The 18,920-nt window shown below is 55.5% G+C and carries 15 protein-coding genes and 1 rRNA gene; 13 read left to right on the forward strand and 3 right to left on the reverse strand.

Annotated features, from left to right (window positions below; translation table 11 throughout):
• Window positions 1–4: 4 nt before the first annotated feature.
• From nrdF to emrB, 8 genes are all read left to right on the forward strand, one after another.
• Window positions 5–964 carry a class 1b ribonucleoside-diphosphate reductase subunit beta gene (nrdF, locus tag AC0T7J_RS07315; RefSeq protein WP_473793119.1) on the forward strand — a complete coding sequence of 320 codons (960 nt, stop codon included), beginning with the start codon at window positions 5–7 and terminating at the stop codon, window positions 962–964.
• A gap of 501 nt (window positions 965–1,465) precedes the next feature.
• Window positions 1,466–2,662, forward strand: coding sequence for a glycine betaine/L-proline ABC transporter ATP-binding protein ProV (gene proV / locus AC0T7J_RS07320; RefSeq protein ID WP_473793120.1), 1,197 nt, complete (start codon window positions 1,466–1,468; stop codon window positions 2,660–2,662).
• Window positions 2,659–3,750: a glycine betaine/L-proline ABC transporter permease ProW gene (gene proW / locus AC0T7J_RS07325; RefSeq protein ID WP_473793122.1), complete on the forward strand. Its 1,092-nt coding sequence runs from the start codon at window positions 2,659–2,661 to the stop codon at window positions 3,748–3,750. The genes proV and proW overlap by 4 nt, the downstream gene beginning before the upstream one ends.
• A 61-nt stretch (window positions 3,751–3,811) precedes the next feature.
• Window positions 3,812–4,810, forward strand: coding sequence for a glycine betaine/L-proline ABC transporter substrate-binding protein ProX (gene proX / locus AC0T7J_RS07330; protein ID WP_473793124.1), 999 nt, complete (start codon window positions 3,812–3,814; stop codon window positions 4,808–4,810).
• Window positions 4,811–5,022: 212 nt separating this feature from the next.
• A complete protein-coding gene (locus tag AC0T7J_RS07335; RefSeq protein WP_473793126.1) occupies window positions 5,023–6,210 on the forward strand; it encodes an MFS transporter in 1,188 nt (395 codons plus the stop codon).
• A 302-nt stretch (window positions 6,211–6,512) separates the two neighbouring features.
• Window positions 6,513–7,043, forward strand: a complete 531-nt coding sequence (gene mprA / locus AC0T7J_RS07340) for a transcriptional repressor MprA (RefSeq protein WP_003850381.1) — start codon at window positions 6,513–6,515, stop codon at window positions 7,041–7,043.
• Between the two features lie 150 nt (window positions 7,044–7,193).
• Entirely contained in the window at window positions 7,194–8,366 is a 1,173-nt protein-coding gene (emrA, locus tag AC0T7J_RS07345) for a multidrug efflux MFS transporter periplasmic adaptor subunit EmrA (protein WP_473793206.1), read from the forward strand.
• Between the two features lie 16 nt (window positions 8,367–8,382).
• Window positions 8,383–9,918, forward strand: coding sequence for a multidrug efflux MFS transporter permease subunit EmrB (gene emrB / locus AC0T7J_RS07350; protein WP_473793128.1), 1,536 nt, complete (start codon window positions 8,383–8,385; stop codon window positions 9,916–9,918).
• A gap of 36 nt (window positions 9,919–9,954) precedes the next feature.
• Here the strand turns inward: emrB and AC0T7J_RS07355 are convergent, their stop codons facing one another.
• Window positions 9,955–11,136 (reverse strand): tRNA/rRNA methyltransferase, encoded by a 1,182-nt coding sequence (locus tag AC0T7J_RS07355; RefSeq protein ID WP_069025310.1) that lies wholly within the window; start codon window positions 11,134–11,136, stop codon window positions 9,955–9,957.
• A gap of 159 nt (window positions 11,137–11,295) precedes the next feature.
• Here AC0T7J_RS07355 and trxC point away from each other — a divergent pair, with 159 nt between their 5' ends.
• The 5 genes from trxC to AC0T7J_RS07380 all read left to right on the forward strand — a co-directional run bounded on the left by trxC (window position 11,296) and on the right by AC0T7J_RS07380 (window position 17,091).
• Entirely contained in the window at window positions 11,296–11,715 is a 420-nt protein-coding gene (trxC, locus tag AC0T7J_RS07360) for a thioredoxin TrxC (RefSeq protein ID WP_010257800.1), read from the forward strand.
• Window positions 11,716–11,796: 81 nt separating this feature from the next.
• On the forward strand, window positions 11,797–12,474 hold the full coding sequence (locus AC0T7J_RS07365) for a tRNA-uridine aminocarboxypropyltransferase (protein ID WP_473793131.1): 678 nt from the start codon (window positions 11,797–11,799) through the stop codon (window positions 12,472–12,474).
• A gap of 138 nt (window positions 12,475–12,612) precedes the next feature.
• Window positions 12,613–15,270, forward strand: coding sequence for a bifunctional acetate--CoA ligase family protein/GNAT family N-acetyltransferase (locus AC0T7J_RS07370; protein ID WP_473793132.1), 2,658 nt, complete (start codon window positions 12,613–12,615; stop codon window positions 15,268–15,270).
• Between the two features lie 117 nt (window positions 15,271–15,387).
• Complete coding sequence (pssA, locus tag AC0T7J_RS07375; protein WP_473793134.1) at window positions 15,388–16,743, forward strand: CDP-diacylglycerol--serine O-phosphatidyltransferase; 1,356 nt, start codon at window positions 15,388–15,390, stop codon at window positions 16,741–16,743.
• 30 nt (window positions 16,744–16,773) lie between these two features.
• Entirely contained in the window at window positions 16,774–17,091 is a 318-nt protein-coding gene (locus AC0T7J_RS07380) for a YfiM family lipoprotein (RefSeq protein ID WP_473793136.1), read from the forward strand.
• 9 nt (window positions 17,092–17,100) lie between these two features.
• Here the strand turns inward: AC0T7J_RS07380 and AC0T7J_RS07385 are convergent, their stop codons facing one another.
• Both AC0T7J_RS07385 and rrf read right to left on the reverse strand, forming a co-directional pair.
• On the reverse strand, window positions 17,101–18,390 hold the full coding sequence (locus tag AC0T7J_RS07385; RefSeq protein ID WP_473793138.1) for an MFS family transporter: 1,290 nt from the start codon (window positions 18,388–18,390) through the stop codon (window positions 17,101–17,103).
• 277 nt (window positions 18,391–18,667) lie between these two features.
• Window positions 18,668–18,783: ribosomal RNA gene (gene rrf / locus AC0T7J_RS07390) — 5S ribosomal RNA — on the reverse strand.
• Between the last annotated feature and the right edge of the window lie 137 nt (window positions 18,784–18,920).

Below are 18,920 nucleotides of genomic sequence, written 5' to 3' on the forward strand. Positions count from 1 at the left end.
AACGATGGAACTAAAACAGATTCAGGCAATTAACTGGAACCGCATTCAGGATGACAAAGATCTTGAGGTGTGGAATCGTCTCACCAGCAACTTCTGGCTGCCGGAGAAAGTGCCGCTCTCTAACGATCTGCCCGGCTGGCAGACGCTGGATAAACAGCAGCAGCAGCTGACCATCCGGGTGTTCACCGGCCTGACGCTGCTCGACACCATCCAGAACGTGATCGGCGCGCCAGGGCTGATGGAAGATGCCATTACCCCGCACGAAGAGGCGGTGCTGTCGAATATCAGCTTTATGGAAGCGGTGCATGCCCGCTCCTACAGTTCGATCTTCTCAACCCTGTGTAACACCCAGGATGTGGATGCCGCTTATCAGTGGAGCGAAGAGAATGCGCCGCTGCAAAACAAGGCGCGCATCATTCTGGAACACTACCGGGCCGATGATCCGCTGAAAAAGAAGATCGCCAGTGTTTTCCTGGAGTCGTTTCTGTTCTATTCCGGTTTCTGGCTACCGATGTACTGGTCGAGCCGTGGCAAGCTGACCAACACCGCTGACCTGATTCGCCTGATTATTCGCGATGAAGCGGTCCACGGTTACTACATCGGTTACAAGTATCAGCAGGCACTGGCCACCGCTGACGATCTGCGCCGCGAAGAGCTGCAGCAGTTCGCCTACGATCTCCTGCTGGCGCTGTATGAGAATGAAGTGGCTTATACCGAGGCGCTCTATGCCGATGTCGGCTGGGTAGAGGAGGTGAAAACCTTCCTGCACTACAACGCCAACAAGGCCCTGATGAATCTGGGCTACGAGGCGCTGTTCCCGGCGGAACTGACAGCCGTGAATCCGGCTATTTTATCGGCTCTGTCGCCCAACGCCGACGAAAATCACGACTTCTTCTCCGGTTCAGGCTCCTCCTATGTGATGGGGAAAGCGGTCGAAACCGAAGACGAAGACTGGAGTTTCTGAGGGTTACCGGGTGCTGTGTTGCCAGCGCCCGGTTTTCACTGCCAGTGCCGCGCCAGCCGCGCCACCCCGACTAATCATAAGAAAAAATTATCACTGCAACACAGCCTGACTATTTCACCGTTTATTGATTTTCACCCACCCTGCATTTCCATTTTTTCCGGACGATTATTCTACTGAATAGTGGTCGTTTCAGGCGTGATTATTTCCCTGCATCAGACTCCATTATTTCCGTAATATTTCACCCCCATGACGCTTGTTTTTCTCCCTTTCACACGGCAAATCAGCTGAAATGCCGAAAACCTCAGATGATTTTACAAAAAAATAAATCCGCGCTCATCCCTTGTGAGCACTGATGATAATCGGCATCGGCGTACCTGATGTCTGGCTGCTATTTCCATACAGGGTTGTCAGATAATGTCAGTGTGCTACGGTATGGCCTGCTTAAATTTCAGCACCAGCAGCAGGGTAATATTAAATATTTAACCAGGATTTAATAACTGCATGGCAATTAAACTCGAAGTAAAAAATCTCTATAAAATATTCGGCGACAACCCGAATCGCGCATTTAAATATATTGAAAAGGGTGCGACCAAAGATGTCATCCTTGAGAAGACCGGTCTCTCTCTTGGCGTAAAGAATGCCAGTCTGGCCATTGAAGAAGGCGAGATATTCGTCATCATGGGGTTATCCGGTTCAGGAAAATCGACCATGGTTCGCCTTCTCAATCGTCTGATAGAGCCGACGCGCGGCCAGGTGATCATTGACGGTGTCGATATTGCCAAAATATCTGACAGCGAACTGCGTGACGTGCGCAGAAATAAAATCAGTATGGTATTCCAGTCATTTGCTTTGATGCCGCATATGAATGTATTAAATAATACGGCATTTGGCATGGAATTAGCAGGAATCGCACTGGCTGAACGCCATGAAAAAGCACGGGAAGCGTTACGTCAGGTCGGACTGGAGAATTATGCGCACGCTTATCCGGATGAACTTTCCGGAGGGATGCGCCAGCGTGTCGGATTAGCCCGCGCGCTGGCCATCAATCCCGATATCTTATTAATGGACGAGGCCTTCTCCGCACTGGATCCGTTGATTCGTACTGAAATGCAGGATGAGCTGGTTAATTTACAAGCCAGACATCAACGTACCATCGTCTTTATTTCCCACGATCTTGATGAAGCGATGCGTATTGGCGACCGTATTGCCATTATGCAGGGCGGCGAAGTGGTACAGGTTGGCACTCCGGATGAGATCCTGAATAACCCAGCCAATGATTATGTCCGCACCTTTTTCCGCGGTGTCGATATCAGCCACGTGTTCAGCGCCAAAGATATTGCCCGTCGTAGCGCCGGGGCATTGATCCGCAAAGCGCCTGGTTTCGGCCCGCGCTCTGCCATTAAGCTGCTGCAGGATGAAGACCGTGACTATGGCTACGTGCTGGAAAAACAAAAGTTTGTTGGCGTGGTCTCCACCGACTCGCTGAAAGCCGCGCTGGCAGCAGGCCTGGGACTCGATAGCGCCCTGCTCGACTCGCCAGCATCGGTGCCCGCCGATACCTCACTGAGCGATCTGCTTTCGCACGTCGCTCAGGCACCCTGTGCGGTGCCAGTGGTCGGTGAGGAGAATCAGTATGTCGGTATCATTTCCAAAAGCACGCTATTGCGCGCATTAGATCGTGAAGGAGCCCAGCCATGAGTCAGGAAACCACCAATCCGTGGGATAGCGGCACCGCCGCCAGCAGTCAGGCTGCGTCCACCAGCGGCGGCGGTGCCGATGCCTGGGGCACGCCCGATGGCAGCGCGACACCCGATGCCGCCAGCAGCAGTGACTGGCTCAACAGCGCCCCTGCGCCCGCGCCGGAACATTTCAATATTATGGATCCGTTCCACAAAACCTGGATCCCGCTTGATCACTGGGTGACCACCGGCATCGACTGGGTGGTCAACCATTTCCGCCCGCTGTTTCAGGGTATCCGGGTGCCGGTTGACTATATTCTCAGCGCCTTTCAGCAGCTGTTACTGGGGATGCCCGCGCCGGTAGCGATTCTGGTGTTTGCGCTGATCGCCTGGCAGATCGCGACGCCCGCCATGGGCATCGCCACGCTGGTATCGCTGATCGCAATTGGCGCAATTGGCGCCTGGTCGCAGGCGATGGTCACGCTGGCACTGGTGCTTACCGCGCTGATGTTCTGCATTCTCATCGGCCTACCGCTGGGGATTTGGCTGGCCCGCAGTGAACGGGCAGCGCGTATCGTACGCCCCTTGCTGGATGCGATGCAGACCACGCCCGCCTTTGTCTATCTGGTGCCGATTGTGATGCTGTTTGGTATCGGCAACGTGCCGGGCGTGGTGGTCACGATTATCTTCGCCCTGCCACCGATTGTGCGCCTGACTATTCTCGGCATTAAGCAGGTACCCGCCGATCTGATCGAAGCGAGCGAATCCTTTGGCGCCAGTCCGCGTCAGCTGCTATTCAAAGTGCAGTTGCCGCTGGCGATGCCCACCATTATGGCGGGCGTTAATCAGACCCTGATGCTGGCGCTGTCGATGGTGGTGATCGCCTCGATGATCGCCGTGGGCGGACTCGGTCAGATGGTCCTGCGCGGTATTGGCCGTCTTGATATGGGGCTGGCGACGGTGGGTGGCGTGGGGATTGTGATCCTTGCCATTATCCTTGACCGCCTGACCCAATCGTTTGGTCGCGATAGCCGCAGCCGCGGTAATCGTCACTGGTATCACACCGGCCCGCTGGGTCTGATTTTCTCTCCTTCGCGTAAAAAATAATCTCTCGGGCGGTGCCTGCGCACCGCCTATCCTGACGCGACATCTGAAATAAGGAATGACTATGCGCAACAGAGCCTCTCTGCTCGCCGCCGTGGTAACCACGCTGGCCGTTTCACACGTCTCCGCTGCCGATCTGCCGGGTAAAGGCATTACGGTGCAACCCATACAGAGCACTATCGCTGAAGAGACTTTTCAGACCCTGATTGTCAGCCGCGCGCTGGAAAAACTCGGCTATCAGGTCAGCAAACCGAGTGAAGTGGATTACAACGTGGGCTACACCTCTATCGCCGCTGGCGACGCCACTTTTACTGCGGTGAACTGGCAGCCGCTGCATGACGACATGTACAAAGCCGCCGGTGGCGATCAGAAGCTCTATCGTCAGGGCACCTACGTTACCGGTGCCGCCCAGGGTTATCTGATTGATAAGAAGACCGCTGAGAAATATCACATCACCAATATCGAACAGCTGAAAGATCCTAAGATCGCCAGCCTGTTTGACGCCAACGGTGATGGCAAAGCGGATATGACCGGCTGTACGCCAGGCTGGGGCTGTGAAGCGGTGATTAATCATCAGAACAGCGCCTTTGGTCTCAGTGATACCGTGACCGCCAATATGGGTAACTATTCGGCGATGGTGGCGGATACGCTGGCACGCTACAAACAGGGTAAACCGATCCTTTATTACACCTGGACGCCCTACTGGCTGAGCGATGTGCTGAAGCCGGGCCGCGATGTGGTCTGGCTGCAGGTGCCGTTCTCTTCGCTGCCTGGCGAACAGAAGGATGTGGATACTAAGCTGCCAAACGGCGCGAACTACGGTTTCCCGGTTAACACCATGCATATCGTCGCCAACAAAGCCTGGGCGGCGAAAAACCCGGCGGCTGCCCGTCTGTTTGCGGTCATGAAGCTGCCCATTACCGATATCAATGCTGAAAACTCAGCAATGCATGCCGGACAAAACTCAGAAGAGGCGATTAACCGTCATGTGGATGGCTGGATTAAAGCGCATCAGGCTGAGTTCGATAAATGGGTTGCCGAGGCGCAGGCCGCCGCGAAATAACCTGAAAACATTTCCGCCCCAGGGCGGTTGATAAACGTGCTGGCTCAGTGAGCATACGCTTTTAGTCAGGCAGTTATCTGAGGGCAGAAATTTTTCTGCCCTTTTTTTATGCCTGCTATCCCGACTGGTATGGCCTGTTAATAAACATGCGTGTGAAATAGTTTTTTGGGTTATTATTAACCTCAAATGATTATTAGCGACCGATGCTGTTTATGAATGCGACTCGCCAGGGTCTGACGCCTGCTTTAGTAATGCTGATGTCGGTAGCAACCGGCCTCTGCGTAGCCAGTAATTACTACGTTCAGCCACTGCTGAATACCATCGCCCAACAGTTTGATCTCTCTGTCAGCCTCGCCGGGTTTATTGTCACCACGGCGCAGCTGGGCTACGCCTGCGGTCTGTTGCTGCTGGTGCCGCTTGGCGATCGGTTTGAACGACGCAGCCTGATTGTCACGATGATCCTGCTGGCTGCTGCGGGCATGGTGATTATCGCCCTTTCGCACTCCTTTCCCTTGTTACTCCTGGGCACAGTGATGACCGGCCTGTTTTCGGTCGCCGCACAAATCCTGGTGCCGCTGGCCGCCACGCTGGCAGAGCCGGGACGACGCGGCAAAATAGTAGGGACAGTCATGAGCGGTTTGCTGCTAGGCATTCTGCTGGCGCGCACCGTGGCAGGCGGCCTGGCGCAGCTTGGCGGCTGGCGTACCGTCTACTGGACGGCCAGCCTGCTGATGGTGGTCATGGCCCTGGCACTGTGGCGAGCGCTGCCGCGCGTAAAACAGTCTGTGCCCATGCGCTATCCGCAACTACTGGCCTCCATCTTTCGCCTGTATGCCGGTAATCGGGTACTTCGCACCCGCGCCTGGACCGGTTGCCTCTCCTTTGCGAATTTCAGCCTGCTGTGGACCTCAATGGCCTTTCTGCTCGCCGGGGCGCCTTATCACTTCTCAGAGGGCAAGATTGGCTTACTGGGGCTGGTCGGTGCCGCAGGTGCGCTGGCCGCACGTCAGGCTGGCGCGCTGGCTGACAAGGGTAAAGCGAAACTGACCACCCGACTGGGCCTGCTGCTTATGCTGCTGTCGTGGGCGGCCATTGCATGGGGCGCAGAGCAGCTTGCGCCGCTGATCGTCGGCATTCTGTTGCTGGATCTGGCGGTACAGGCCGTCCATATCACTAATCAAAGCGTGATTTACGCCCAGATGCCGGAGGCGCGGAACCGTCTTAATGCCGGTTACATGACCAGCTATTTTATGGGTGGCGCGGCCGGCTCACTGCTCTCCGCAACCGCTTACCATCTTTGGGGCTGGTATGGCGTCTGTGGCGCTGGCGCGCTGCTGACTGTGGTTAATCTGCTGATTTGGGCGGCCGGATCGCGCTTTGAGCCGGAAAAAATCAACTGAAGCCTGGCCAGACAGCGCATTGCGTCTGGTCACAAATGGTTAGGTTTGTTATGGTTAGTAGTAAACCTATTCACTTCAGTTATTTTTCCCCGCGATATTATTAAATTTGCCCCCTTTTTGATCACGTTCCGGCATAGCGGCTGCCGCCGGGCGTACGGGTTTTTGACCCAGGGCCAGGGAATGGCCTGGAATACCTTTGATGGTGCATAGTGATTCTGTCAGCGATCACCTGCCGAAAAGTGACTACGCTTATCCTGTCACCATAGTTATTATACAAGTTGCAATTAGTGAGGTTTTTTTTAATGGAAAGTTCGTTTACTCCCATTGAGCAGATGCTAAACATCCGTGCCAATCGCCATAAGGATTTTCCGTTGCAGGAGATCATCCTGACGCGTCTCTGTATGCATATGCAGGGTAAACTGCTGGACAACCGTAACAAGATGCTGAAAGCACAGGGTATTAATGAAACCCTGTTCATGGCGTTGATTACGCTGGATGCGCAGGAAAATCACAGTATTCAGCCCTCTGAACTCAGCTCTGCCCTTGGCTCTTCACGCACCAATGCCACGCGCATTGCTGATGAGCTGGAAAAGCGCGGCTGGATTGAGCGTCGCGAAAGCGATCACGACCGTCGCTGTCTGCACCTGCATCTGACCGATAAAGGGATGGAGTTCCTGCGTCAGCTGCTGCCACCTCAGCATCAGAGCCTGCAGTACCTCTGGTCGTCGCTGTCAGTCGATGAGAAATCCCAGCTGGAAGGCATCACCCGTAAGCTACTTAATCGTCTTGATAAAATGGATGAAGATCAGCTGATCGCCTCGCTGTCCCGCTAATAGCAATAAGTGCGACACAATCACCTGTCGGAATCGTTATTTTAATTTCCTTTTTTATCTGGCCAGCGCTCAGTCGCTGGCTTTTTCGACTCGGGCGCTGGCGAAAAGGGATTTATGTCCCCCGACCAAATGGAAAACGTGGAGAAAGACATGAGTGCAACGGCAGAAGCACAAAGCCCGCAACCGTCAGCCAGTAAAAAGAAGAAGCGCAAAAGTGTGCTCATCGTGCTGGCGCTGATCTTTGTGCTGATTGGTATTGCCTGGGGAGTTTACTGGTTCCTGGTTCTGCGCCATTTTCAGGAAACGGATGACGCCTACGTTGCGGGTAACCAGGTGCAGGTGATGGCACAGGTGTCCGGTAGCGTGAATAAAGTCTGGTTCGAAGATACCGATTTCGTCAAAAAAGGCGATGTGCTGGTTTCACTGGATAAGACGGATGCGGAGCAGGCGTTTGAAAAAGCGCAGACGGCACTCGCCACCAGCGTGCGTCAGACGCATCAGCTGATGATCAATGGCAAACAGTATCAGGCCAGCATTACCTTGCAACAGACCGCTCTGGCGCAGGCACAGGCCGACCTGAAACGCCGTGAGCCGTTAGGTGCGGCTAATCTGATTGGCCGTGAAGAGTTGCAGCACGCCCGCGATGCCGTCGCGACGGCCAAAGCACAACTGGACGTGGCGATTCAGCAATACAATGCGAATCAGGCGATGATCCTCAACACCTCACTGGAAAATCAGCCTGCCGTGCAACAAAGCGCGGCTGAGTTGCGTGACGCCTGGCTGGCGCTGCAGCGCACCGAAATCCGTAGTCCGATGGATGGTTTTGTCTCCCGTCGCAGCGTACAGGTCGGTTCGCAAATCTCCACCAGCACCCCGCTGCTCGCCGTCGTGCCTGCAACGAATCTGTGGGTCGATGCCAACTTTAAAGAGACTCAGCTGGCTGGCGTGCGTATTGGTCAGCCTGTCACCGTGGTTGCCGACATCTACGGTGACGAAGTGGTTTATCAGGGCAAAGTTGCAGGACTGGATATGGGCACCGGCAGCGCCTTCTCACTGCTGCCGGCACAGAATGCCACCGGTAACTGGATCAAAGTGGTTCAGCGCCTGCCGGTTCGTATTGAACTGAATCAGGAAGATATCGCCAGACATCCGCTGCGTATTGGCCTCTCAACACTGGTTAAAATCGATACCACCAGCAAAGAGGGCAGCGCGCTGGCCACCAGCGCCCGTCAGCAGGCCGCTTACAGCAGCAACGCACTGGCGATTGACCTTGCGCCGGTCAATCAGCTGATCACTGATATCGTCCGCGCCAACGCCGGATGATGACGCGGAGGCTGTAATGGCACAAAAACCGCTTGAAGGAATGCCGCTGGTCCTGATGACCATTGCGTTGTCGCTGGCGACGTTCATGCAGGTTCTGGACTCGACCATCGCCAACGTGGCTATCCCCACGATTGCCGGTAATCTGGGGGCGTCGAACTCCCAGGGGACCTGGGTGATCACCTCGTTTGGTGTGGCCAATGCGATCTCGATCCCGCTGACAGGCTGGCTGGCAAAACGCATCGGTGAAGTGAAGCTCTTTACCTGGTCGACCATTCTGTTTGCTATCGCCTCCTGGGCGTGCGGCATGTCAGACAGTCTGGAGATGCTGATCTTCTTCCGCGTCATTCAGGGGATCGTCGCGGGTCCATTGATCCCGCTGTCGCAAAGTCTGCTGCTCAACAACTATCCGCCCGCCAAGCGCAGTGTTGCGCTGTCGCTGTGGGCGATGACGGTGATCGTCGCACCGATCTGTGGCCCGATACTGGGCGGCTGGATTAGCGATAACTACCACTGGGGCTGGATCTTCTTTATCAACGTGCCCATTGGTGTGGCGGTGGTGATACTGACGCTGCAAACCCTGCGAGGCCGGGAAACCAAAACCGAAATCCGGCGGATCGATATGGTCGGGCTGGTGCTGCTGGTGGTGGGGATCGGCTGTTTGCAGGTGATGCTGGATCGCGGAAAGGAGCTCGACTGGTTTAACTCGTCCGAGATCATCGTGCTCGGGGTAGTGGCCGTGATTGCGCTGTCAGTGCTGCTGGTGTGGGAGCTGACGGACGATCACCCGATCATTGACCTGTCGCTGTTTAAGTCGCGCAACTTCACCATTGGCTGCCTGTCGATCAGTCTGGCTTATATGCTCTACTTCGGCTCGATTGTTCTGTTGCCGCAGCTGTTGCAGGAGGTCTACGGCTACACCGCAACCTGGGCCGGTCTGGCGTCTGCGCCGGTGGGGATTTTGCCGGTGATCCTGTCGCCGATCATCGGACGCTTTGCCCATAAGCTCGACATGCGACGGCTGGTCACGTTCAGCTTCATTATGTATGCCGTCTGCTTCTACTGGCGCGCGTATACATTTGAACCGGGAATGGACTTTGGTGCCTCAGCCTGGCCGCAGTTTATTCAGGGCTTTGCCGTGGCCTGCTTCTTTATGCCGCTGACCACCATTACGCTGTCGGGATTGCCGCCGGAGCGCATGGCCGCTGCCTCCAGCCTGTCGAACTTTATGCGTACCTTTGCAGGCTCGGTGGGAACGTCAATTACCACGACCATGTGGAGTAACCGCGAGTCGATGCATCACAGCTACCTGACGGAGTCGATCACCCCGTACAACGTCAATTCGCAGCAGATGTATAGTCAGCTGGAGGGCATGGGGATGACGCAGCAGCAGGCGTCGGCCTGGATCGCGCAGCAGATTACTAACCAGGGACTGATTATTTCAGCAAATGAAATTTTCTGGGCGTCGGCGGGGGTCTTTTTGATTTTGCTGGTGCTGATCTGGTTTGCCCGTCCGCCGTTTAGCGCAGGCGGCGGTGGCGGTGGTGCGCACTAACGTTACACAGCAAAACGGGCCTTTCGGCCCGTTTTTTTATGCGTTCTGACGCCACCATTCGGCGAGCAGTACGCCGGTTGCGACCGAGACGTTGAGGCTTTCTACGTTGCCGGTGCCGCCAATCGACAGGCTCATGTCACCCTGTTTGAACGCGGTGTCAGAAAGACCTTCACGCTCCTGCCCTAACACCAGCACCATTTTCTCCGGCAGCTGAGCCTGCGCCAGCGGCGTGCCCTGATGGCTGGAGGTGGTGACGATGGTGTAACCCGCTTTACGGAACGCTTCCAGACCTTCACTGAAGGTTGCGCCGCTGATAGCCTGCACATGCTCAGCACCACCTTCTGCGGTACGTACCGCTGCACCTGACTCCAGCAGTGAGGCGTCGTTCACCAGCAAACCTTTTACGCCAAAGTGCGCGCAGCTGCGCATAATCGCGCCGAGGTTATGCGGGTTGCTGACATCTTCCAGTGCCAGTACGCAATCTTTGGTATTCGCCTGGCTCAGCCATTCAGAAACCGCCATCCCCATGCGCTTTTTGATCAGGAAGCAGACGCCACCATGATGCTCAGTGCCTGACGCTTTGGTAATCTCTGCATCTTCCACGACGTGATAGGCTTTGCGGTTAGCCGCCAGCCAGCGCAGCGCTTCGCGGAAACGCGGTGTCACTTCCTGCACGAACCAGGCGCGAACAATCGCTTCAGGACGGCTCTGGAACAGCGCCTGACAGGCGTTCTCACCATAGACGCGCGTCTCTTCGTTACGCTGGCGACGGATCTGCTCGGGATCGACGAAGCTTTTGCCGCTGATGCCGCCGTGATCCGGCTTATCGCTTTCGGTTGCCGGACGATCTGCTGATGGCGCGCGAGACACGGTGCGCCATGGGGAATCGCTGCTGCCATAGGCGCCGCGATTATCATCGCCACGCTCGTTGCGGCGGCCTGCGCCATCGTCTGAACGGCGTGGAGCGCCACGTCCGCCTTCATCACGACGCGGTGAACTGCTGCGACCGGTGTCATCGCTGCGACGGCCAGCGGAGCGACCCCCTTCCTGACTGCGTTCAGTACGGGGGCCAGACGAACGACGATTATCATCCGAACGGGCAGCAGCGTGACCACCTTTGCCTGTACGAGGATTAGGCGCGCGCGCGCTTTTATCGTCCTCGCCACGCACGTACATCACCTTAACCTTACCGCTCTTGCCTTTAAATTCGTCGTTCATGTCTTCCTCCTGCATTGAGAGCGCGCAGATTACCTGATGTGCTGGCGCTTAGCTATCAACTATTGAACCTATAGAGCAATCCAGATTGAGAGGGAATCCGTCCCCTTTCATAATGAACAATATTTACCAGACTGACACTTTTCAACATCAGAGGTTCCTATGAATACGGTATGCGCTTCCTGTCAGGCAACCAATCGCGTTCCTGAAGAACGCCTTGCCGACGTGGCGAAATGTGGTCGCTGTGGAAATGCGTTATTTGATGGCGAAGTGGTCAATGCCACTAGCGCTAACTTTGACAAATATCTGCAGGATGATCTGCCGGTGGTGATCGATTTCTGGGCGCCCTGGTGTGGACCCTGTGTCAATTTTGCGCCGGTGTTTAAAGATGTCGCCAGTGAACGCAGTGGTAAAGTCCGCTTTATTAAGGTGAACACCGAAGCGGAACCGGCCCTGAGCGCCCGTTTCAACATTCGCAGTATCCCGACCATCATGCTGTTTAAGAACGGCGAGCGGGTCGACATGTTGAATGGCGCGATGCCCAAAGCGCCTTTCAATGAATGGCTGGATGAGTCACTTTAATCTTCAGAGGCCAGCCTGGCTGGCCTTTTCCTTTTCGCCTGCGCTTCGATTACACTGACGTTTTTCCTGCCCTGAATACTCATGTCTGATAATGCTGTTTTGCGCTTGCGCACCCAACGCCTGGCCCGATCCACCCGTCCTTTCCTCGCGCGCGGGAATCGGGTCATCCGCTGTCAGGGCTGCCTGCTACCAGTGGTCAACTGCCTCTGCAGTCAGATCGTGCAGCAGTCCGCTCGTAGCCGCTTCTGCCTGGTGATGTTTGATACCGAGCCGATGAAGCCGAGCAACACCGGTCGGCTGATTGCCGATATTCTGCCGGATACTCAGGCTTTTGGCTGGTCACGCACCGAGCCGGATCCGCTGCTGCTGGCGGCGGTGCGCAATCCTGATTATCAGCCGCTGGTGGTTTTCCCGGCCGCCTATGCCGACCCCGGTCGTGAAGTGCTGATAACGCCGCCCGCCAGTGGCAAGCCGCCGCTGTTTATTATGCTGGATGGCACCTGGACCGAAGCCCGCAAAATGTTCCGTAAAAGCCCCTGGCTCGACGCCCTGCCGGTGATGTCGCTGGATGTCAGCACCCCGTCGCGCTATACGCTGCGTGAAGCCCACGGCGCAGGTCAGCACTGCACTGCTGAAGTGGCCGCGGCGCTGCTGGCGCAGGCGGGCGATCGGCTGGCGGCGGAGGCGTTATCTCACCATTTTGATCAGTTCCGCGCGGCCTATCTGGCAGGAAAACCGCACCACGCCGGACAGGCTTAATCGCCCTGTCACCTCCTTGCAGGCTAGCCCCTGCGGTGACAGAGAATAAAATCGCGATGCGCAGCCTGCGATCTGCCCGGAAGCACTGCCAGCAAAAAGCGTTTACAATCACGCAAATCCCGAACTCTGGAGAGCGAGATGAGCCAACGCGGACTGGAAGCGCTGTTACGACCTAAATCAATTGCGGTGATTGGTGCCTCGGTCACGCCAGGGCGCGCCGGATACTTTATGATGCGTAACCTGCTGGCGGGCGGTTTTAGCGGACCGGTGTTGCCGGTGACGCCAAAATATAAAGCGGTCAGCGGCGTACTGGCCTGGCCCACCATCGACAGCTTACCTTTCGCGCCAGATCTGGCCGTGATCTGCACCCACTCAAAACGTAACCTCGAACTGCTGCAACAGCTCGGGGAGAAAGGCTGCAAGGCCTGCATTATTCTTTCTGCGCCCGCCAGCCAGTCGGCCGAACTCAAAGCCTGCGCCAGCCAGTGGCAGATACGTCTGCTGGGACCGAACAGTCTTGGCCTGCTGGCACCCTGGCAGGGATTGAATGCCAGCTTTTCGCCGGTGCCGATAGAGAAAGGCCGTATCGCATTTATCTCCCAGTCCGCCGCCGTATCCAACACCATTCTCGACTGGGCGCAGCAGCGTAATCTCGGATTCTCCTGGTTTATCGCACTGGGTGACAGTCTGGATACCGATGTCGATGATCTGCTCGACTTCCTGGCTCGCGACGGTAAAACCAGCGCTATCCTGCTCTATCTGGAGCACCTCAGCGATGCGCGTCGTTTTGTTTCTGCCTCCCGCAGCGCCTCCCGTAATAAACCGATTCTGGTGATCAAGAGTGGTCGCAGCCGGGAAGCACAGGCGCTGCTGGGCACCCACAGCGGTCTGGACGCCGCCTGGGATGCAGCTATTCAGCGTGCCGGGTTACTGCGGGTGCAGGATACCCACGAGCTCTTCTCCGCCGTCGAGTCGCTGAGTCATATGCGTCCGCTGCGTGGCGACAGGCTGATGATCATCAGTAATGGCGCCGCCCCCGCCGCGCTGGCGCTGGATGAGCTCTATGCCCGGAACGGGAAACTGGCGCAGCTCAGCGAGCAGACAATTCAGCAGCTCGAGGCGCTGTTGCCCGCTGGCGCAGGCCGCGGAAACCCGCTGGATTTAAAAGATGATGCCACTGCAGAACGTTATGCCGCCTGCACAGAGATCCTGCTCGACAGCCATGAACTTGACGCGTTGATGATTATTCATGCGCCAAGCGCGGTCGCGCCCGCGACTGAAACGGCCGGACATCTGATCGACACCATCGCCCGTCACCCGCGCGGTAAGCTGGTGACGCTGCTGACCAACTGGAGCGGCGAGTTCTCTTCACAAGCCGCGCGCCGTGCCTTTACGCAGGCGGGGATACCAACCTGGCGCACGCCAGAGGGAACGGTGACCGCCTTTATGCATCAGGTTGAGTACCGCCGTAACCAGAAGCAGCTGCGCGAAACCCCTGCCCTGCCCGCCACCCTGAACCTGGATAGCGCCCATGCACACCATCTGCTGTCACAGGCGCTGGCGCGCGGTGTTACCGCGCTGGATACCCACGAAGTGCAGCCGGTGTTGCAGGCTTACGGGCTGGCCACGCTGCCGACCTGGATCGCCAGCGACAGTAAGGCGGCAGTGGCGATTGCCGATCAGATTGGCTATCCGGTGGCACTGAAACTGCGTTCACCCGATATCGCGCATAAATCGGAGGTGCAGGGCGTGATGCTTTACCTGCGTAATGCCAGCGAAGTGGAGCATGCCGCTGAGGCCATTTTTGATCGGGTAAAACAGACGCTGCCGCAGGCACGTATCGAAGGGCTGCTGGTTCAGAGCATGGCGAGTCGTGCAGGCGCACAGGAGCTGCGGGTCGTGGTCGAACAGGATGCCCTGTTTGGCCCGATCATTATGCTGGGGGAAGGCGGCGTTGAATGGCAGGCCGATAAACAGGCTGCCGTTGCCCTTCCCCCGCTGAATATGACGCTGGCGCGCTATCTGGTGATTCAGGCGATCAAGAGCGGAAAGATCCGCAGCCGCAGCGCACTGAATCCGCTGGATATCCCCGGTTTAAGCCAGCTGCTGGTGCAGGTCTCTGACCTGGTGGTGGATTGCCCGGAGATCCAGCGACTGGATATTCATCCGCTGCTGGCGGCGGGCAATGATTTTACCCTGCTGGATGTGACCCTGACGCTGGCTCCGTTCCATGGCGATAACGAAGCACGGCTGGCAATACGTCCTTATCCTCAGCATCTGGAAGAGCAGGTGGAGTTAAAGGATGGGCAATTCTGCCTGTTCCGGCCCATTCTGCCTGAGGATGAACCCCTGCTGCGCGAGTTCATCAGTCAGGTTACTAAAGAAGATCTCTACTACCGCTACTTCAGTGAAATCAGTGAGTTTACTCATGATGATCTCGCCAACATGACCCAGATCGATTATGACCGCGAGATGGCGATTGTGGCGGTACGTCAGCATCATGGACGACCCGAGATCATCGGCGTCACCCGCGCTATCTCTGATGCAGATAACATTGATGCGGAGTTTTCGGTGCTGGTCCGTTCCGATCTGAAAGGCTTAGGGATGGGTCGTCGTCTGCTGGAAAAGATGATCCGCTACACCCGACATCACGGCTTGCAACAATTGAACGGTATCACCATGCCCCATAACCGAGGCATGATTACGCTGGCACGAAAGCTCAATTTTCATGTTGATATTCAACTGGATGACGGGATTGTCAGCCTGAAATTGTCTTTACAGAATGAGATCAACTAACCTTGTAGAGAAAGGTAAAAAACGTTCGAATCGGCGAAGTTGATGTTATTATTTGTGGTTATAACCCTGATTTGATGGCAAAAGGCCATGCAATGAACAGAGAAGAAGTGCACTGTGATGTTGTCTAAATTTAAACGTAACAAACACCAACAACACCTCGCACAGCTGCCGAAACTGTCACAATCCGTTGCGGATGTGTCGACACTTTACTCGCCTGCCGAATTTCGCCAGACGTTGCTGGAGAAAATTGCGGCAGCGCAGACTCGCATCTGTATTGTTGCGCTCTATCTGGAAAATGATGACGCCGGACGTGCCGTCATGGATGCGCTTTATAGTGCAAAGCAGGCGCGGCCGGAGCTGGATATCTCGATTCTGGTTGACTGGCACCGTGCACAGCGTGGCCGAATTGGCGCAGCGCGAGGCGTAACCAATGCCGACTGGTATTGCGAAATGGCGACACGTTATCCGGATATCGCCATCCCGGTTTATGGTATCCCGGTCAATACTCGTGAAGCGCTGGGCGTGCTGCACCTTAAAGGCTTCATTGTTGATGATATGCTGCTCTACAGCGGAGCCAGCATCAATGATGTCTACCTGCATCAGCATGATAAGTATCGCTATGACCGTTACCAGGTTATCCGTAATTCCCAGCTGACCGATACGATGTATGACTGGATTACGCTCAATCTGAAGTCAGCGGAAGCGGTAAACCGACTCGATTTTGCTGAGCGCCCCTCAAGTCCTGAAATTAAAAATGAGACACGCCAGTTCCGTCAGGATCTGCGCGGCTTCAATTATCAGTTTGAAGGGAATGCAGGAAACGATGAACTAACGGTCACGCCGCTGGTCGGTCTGGGTAAGCATAGCCTGCTCAATAAAACCATTTTCCACCTGATGCCCTGTGCGGAACAGAAGCTGATCATCTGTACCCCCTACTTCAACATGCCCGCCTTGCTGGTACGCAATATCATTCATCTTCTGCGTCAGGGAAAACAGGTTGAGATCATCGTCGGTGATAAAACGGCCAATGACTTCTATATTGCGCCCGATCAGCCGTTCAAAATCATCGGTGCGCTGCCTTACCTGTATGAAATCAATCTGCGTCGTTTTATGAGTCGTTTGCACTACTACGTTACGACCGATCAGCTGGTCGTGAGACTGTGGAAGGATGGCGAGAACAGTTATCACCTTAAAGGAATGTGGGTTGATGATGAATGGCAGCTGATTACCGGTAATAACCTCAATCCACGTGCCTGGCGGCTCGATCTGGAAAATGCGGTGCTGATCCACGATCCTCATCAGGAGTTAGCGGCTCAGCGTGAGAAGGAACTGACGTTAATCCGGCAGAACACGACGGTAGTGACGCATTTCCGTGAGCTTGAGAGTATTGCTGATTACCCGGCCAAGGTGCGCAAACTGATTCGCCGTCTGCGCCGGATACGTATCGATCGCCTGATCAGCCGGATTCTTTAATTACTGCGGCCAGTCAATAAGGCATCTGCTATGCGAAGTGTGCTGCTTGCTGTGCTGTTGTGTAGTGGATGCGCTCATATGGCGGCAGATCAGTGGACCAGACGGGATAAAGCGGAGCATTTTGTCGCCTCTGCAGTTCTGGCTGCTGCAGGCAGTGAATATGGGCAGCGCCAGCACCATTCTGACCGGCAAAGCCAGACTATCGGCATCCTGTTTTCATTAACGTTTGGGGCGGGAAAAGAGTGGTATGACAGCCGCCCGAATGGCAGCGGCTGGAGCTGGAAAGATTTCGCGTGGGATGCCGCCGGTGTTGCCAGCGGCATTGCCCTGTGGAATCTGAGTCAGTAGCTTTCTCTGTTAAAGCTTAATCCCCTTACCGCGCTTGTGCAGCAACAGCGAAACCAGAAATGCCACCGCGCCCATCGCTGAAACATACCAGAAGAAAGTCGTCTCAATCCCCTGCTGCTTCATCAGCAACGCAACATATTCTGCCGACCCACCGAAGATCGCATTCGCTACTGCGTAAGATAGTCCTACACCCAGTGCGCGCACCTGTGGCGGAAACATTTCTGCTTTAAGAATGCCACTGATGGCGGTATAGAAGCTGGTAATCAGCAGCGCCAGCATGATCAACAGGAAAGCCACACCCGGGCTCTGCACGTTTTGCAGCAGGGTCAGAATGGGTACCGTACAGATAGCTGCGCCCGCACCAAAAATCATCATCGAGGTGCGACGTCCGATTTTATCTGACAGGGCACCGATAATCGGCTGAATCAGCATAAAGACCAACAAAGCACCGGTCATCAGGCCACTGGCCGTTTTAGGATCCATACCTGACGTATTAACCAGATACTTCTGCATGTAGGTAGTGAAGGTGTAAAAACTCAGGGAGCCGCCTGCGGTGAAACCCAGCACCATCAGGAAGGGGCGGGTATGATTGCGCAGTAACCCGATTACGCTACCCGCATCGCGATGTTCGCGGGTCGTCTTATCTGAGGTCTCTTCCAGTGAGCGTCGTAACCATAATGCGACAACGGCGAGCAGTGCGCCGAGGAAGAACGGAATACGCCAGCCCCAGCTTCGCAGCTCTGCATCCGTCAGCAGAAATTGCAGTACCACGACGGTGAGTACCGCCGCTAACTGGCCACCAATCAGCGTAACATACTGGAATGAGGCGTAGAATCCTTTGCGTCCTTCCAGAGCCACTTCGCTCATGTAGGTTGCGCTGGTCCCATATTCTCCGCCCACCGATAATCCCTGAAACATACGCGCCAGCAGCAGAATGACGGGAGCCGCAACGCCGATCGTTGCGTAACCGGGTAAGCAGGCGATCACCAGCGAACCAAAACACATCATGCAGACCGAAACCAGCATCGAATTTTTTCGGCCATGTTTGTCGCCGATATAGCCGAATAGCCAGCCGCCAATCGGACGCATTAAAAATCCTGCCGCAAAAACACCCGCTGTTTGTAACAACTGAGTTGTGGTATCGCCCTGCGGAAAGAAAATGTGGGCAAAATAGAGTGAGAAGAAGGAGTAAACGTAGAAGTCGAACCACTCAACCAGGTTACCCGATGACGCGCCGACGATAGCCCAGATACGTTTCTTTGTATCATCCGTCTGAGTTTTATTATTTGTGGGTGCCATGCCTTACCTCTGTTCCTTGCTGATCGACAGCGTTTAAAGGAGTGAGTAAAGCATTTAAGTCTACTGAAGGTAAAGGCGGCGTAATCCGAGATTATTATTGTGAGCCATGTCGCTAATTATCGAAAAATCAGCGGGTTGCTGGTCATTCAGAAGTGAAGAATGGGGAGTTGAGGGTGACATACCGCATGCCTGCAGCTCATATTTTCAGCTTAACGAGGCAAAGTGCGGACGTAAAAAAGCCCCGCACTTTCGTGCGGGGCTTCTTCACTTATTTAATGCCTGGCAGTTCCCTACTCTCGCATGGGGAGACCCCACACTACCATCGGCGCTACGGCGTTTCACTTCTGAGTTCGGCATGGGGTCAGGTGGGACCACCGCGCTAAAGCCGCCAGGCAAATTCTTTGTGCTCTGTCCTGTGTCTTTTGTGCTGATGCTGCGTTGGCCGCCCTCGCGCTACTCCGTCACATACTTCAGTATGCTCCTTCGTATCGGTCGGTTGCCGCCTTGCCTCAGCGCAAAATCCTTCGGAC

It is taken from the genome of Pantoea sp. E956-1 (assembly GCF_982223955.1).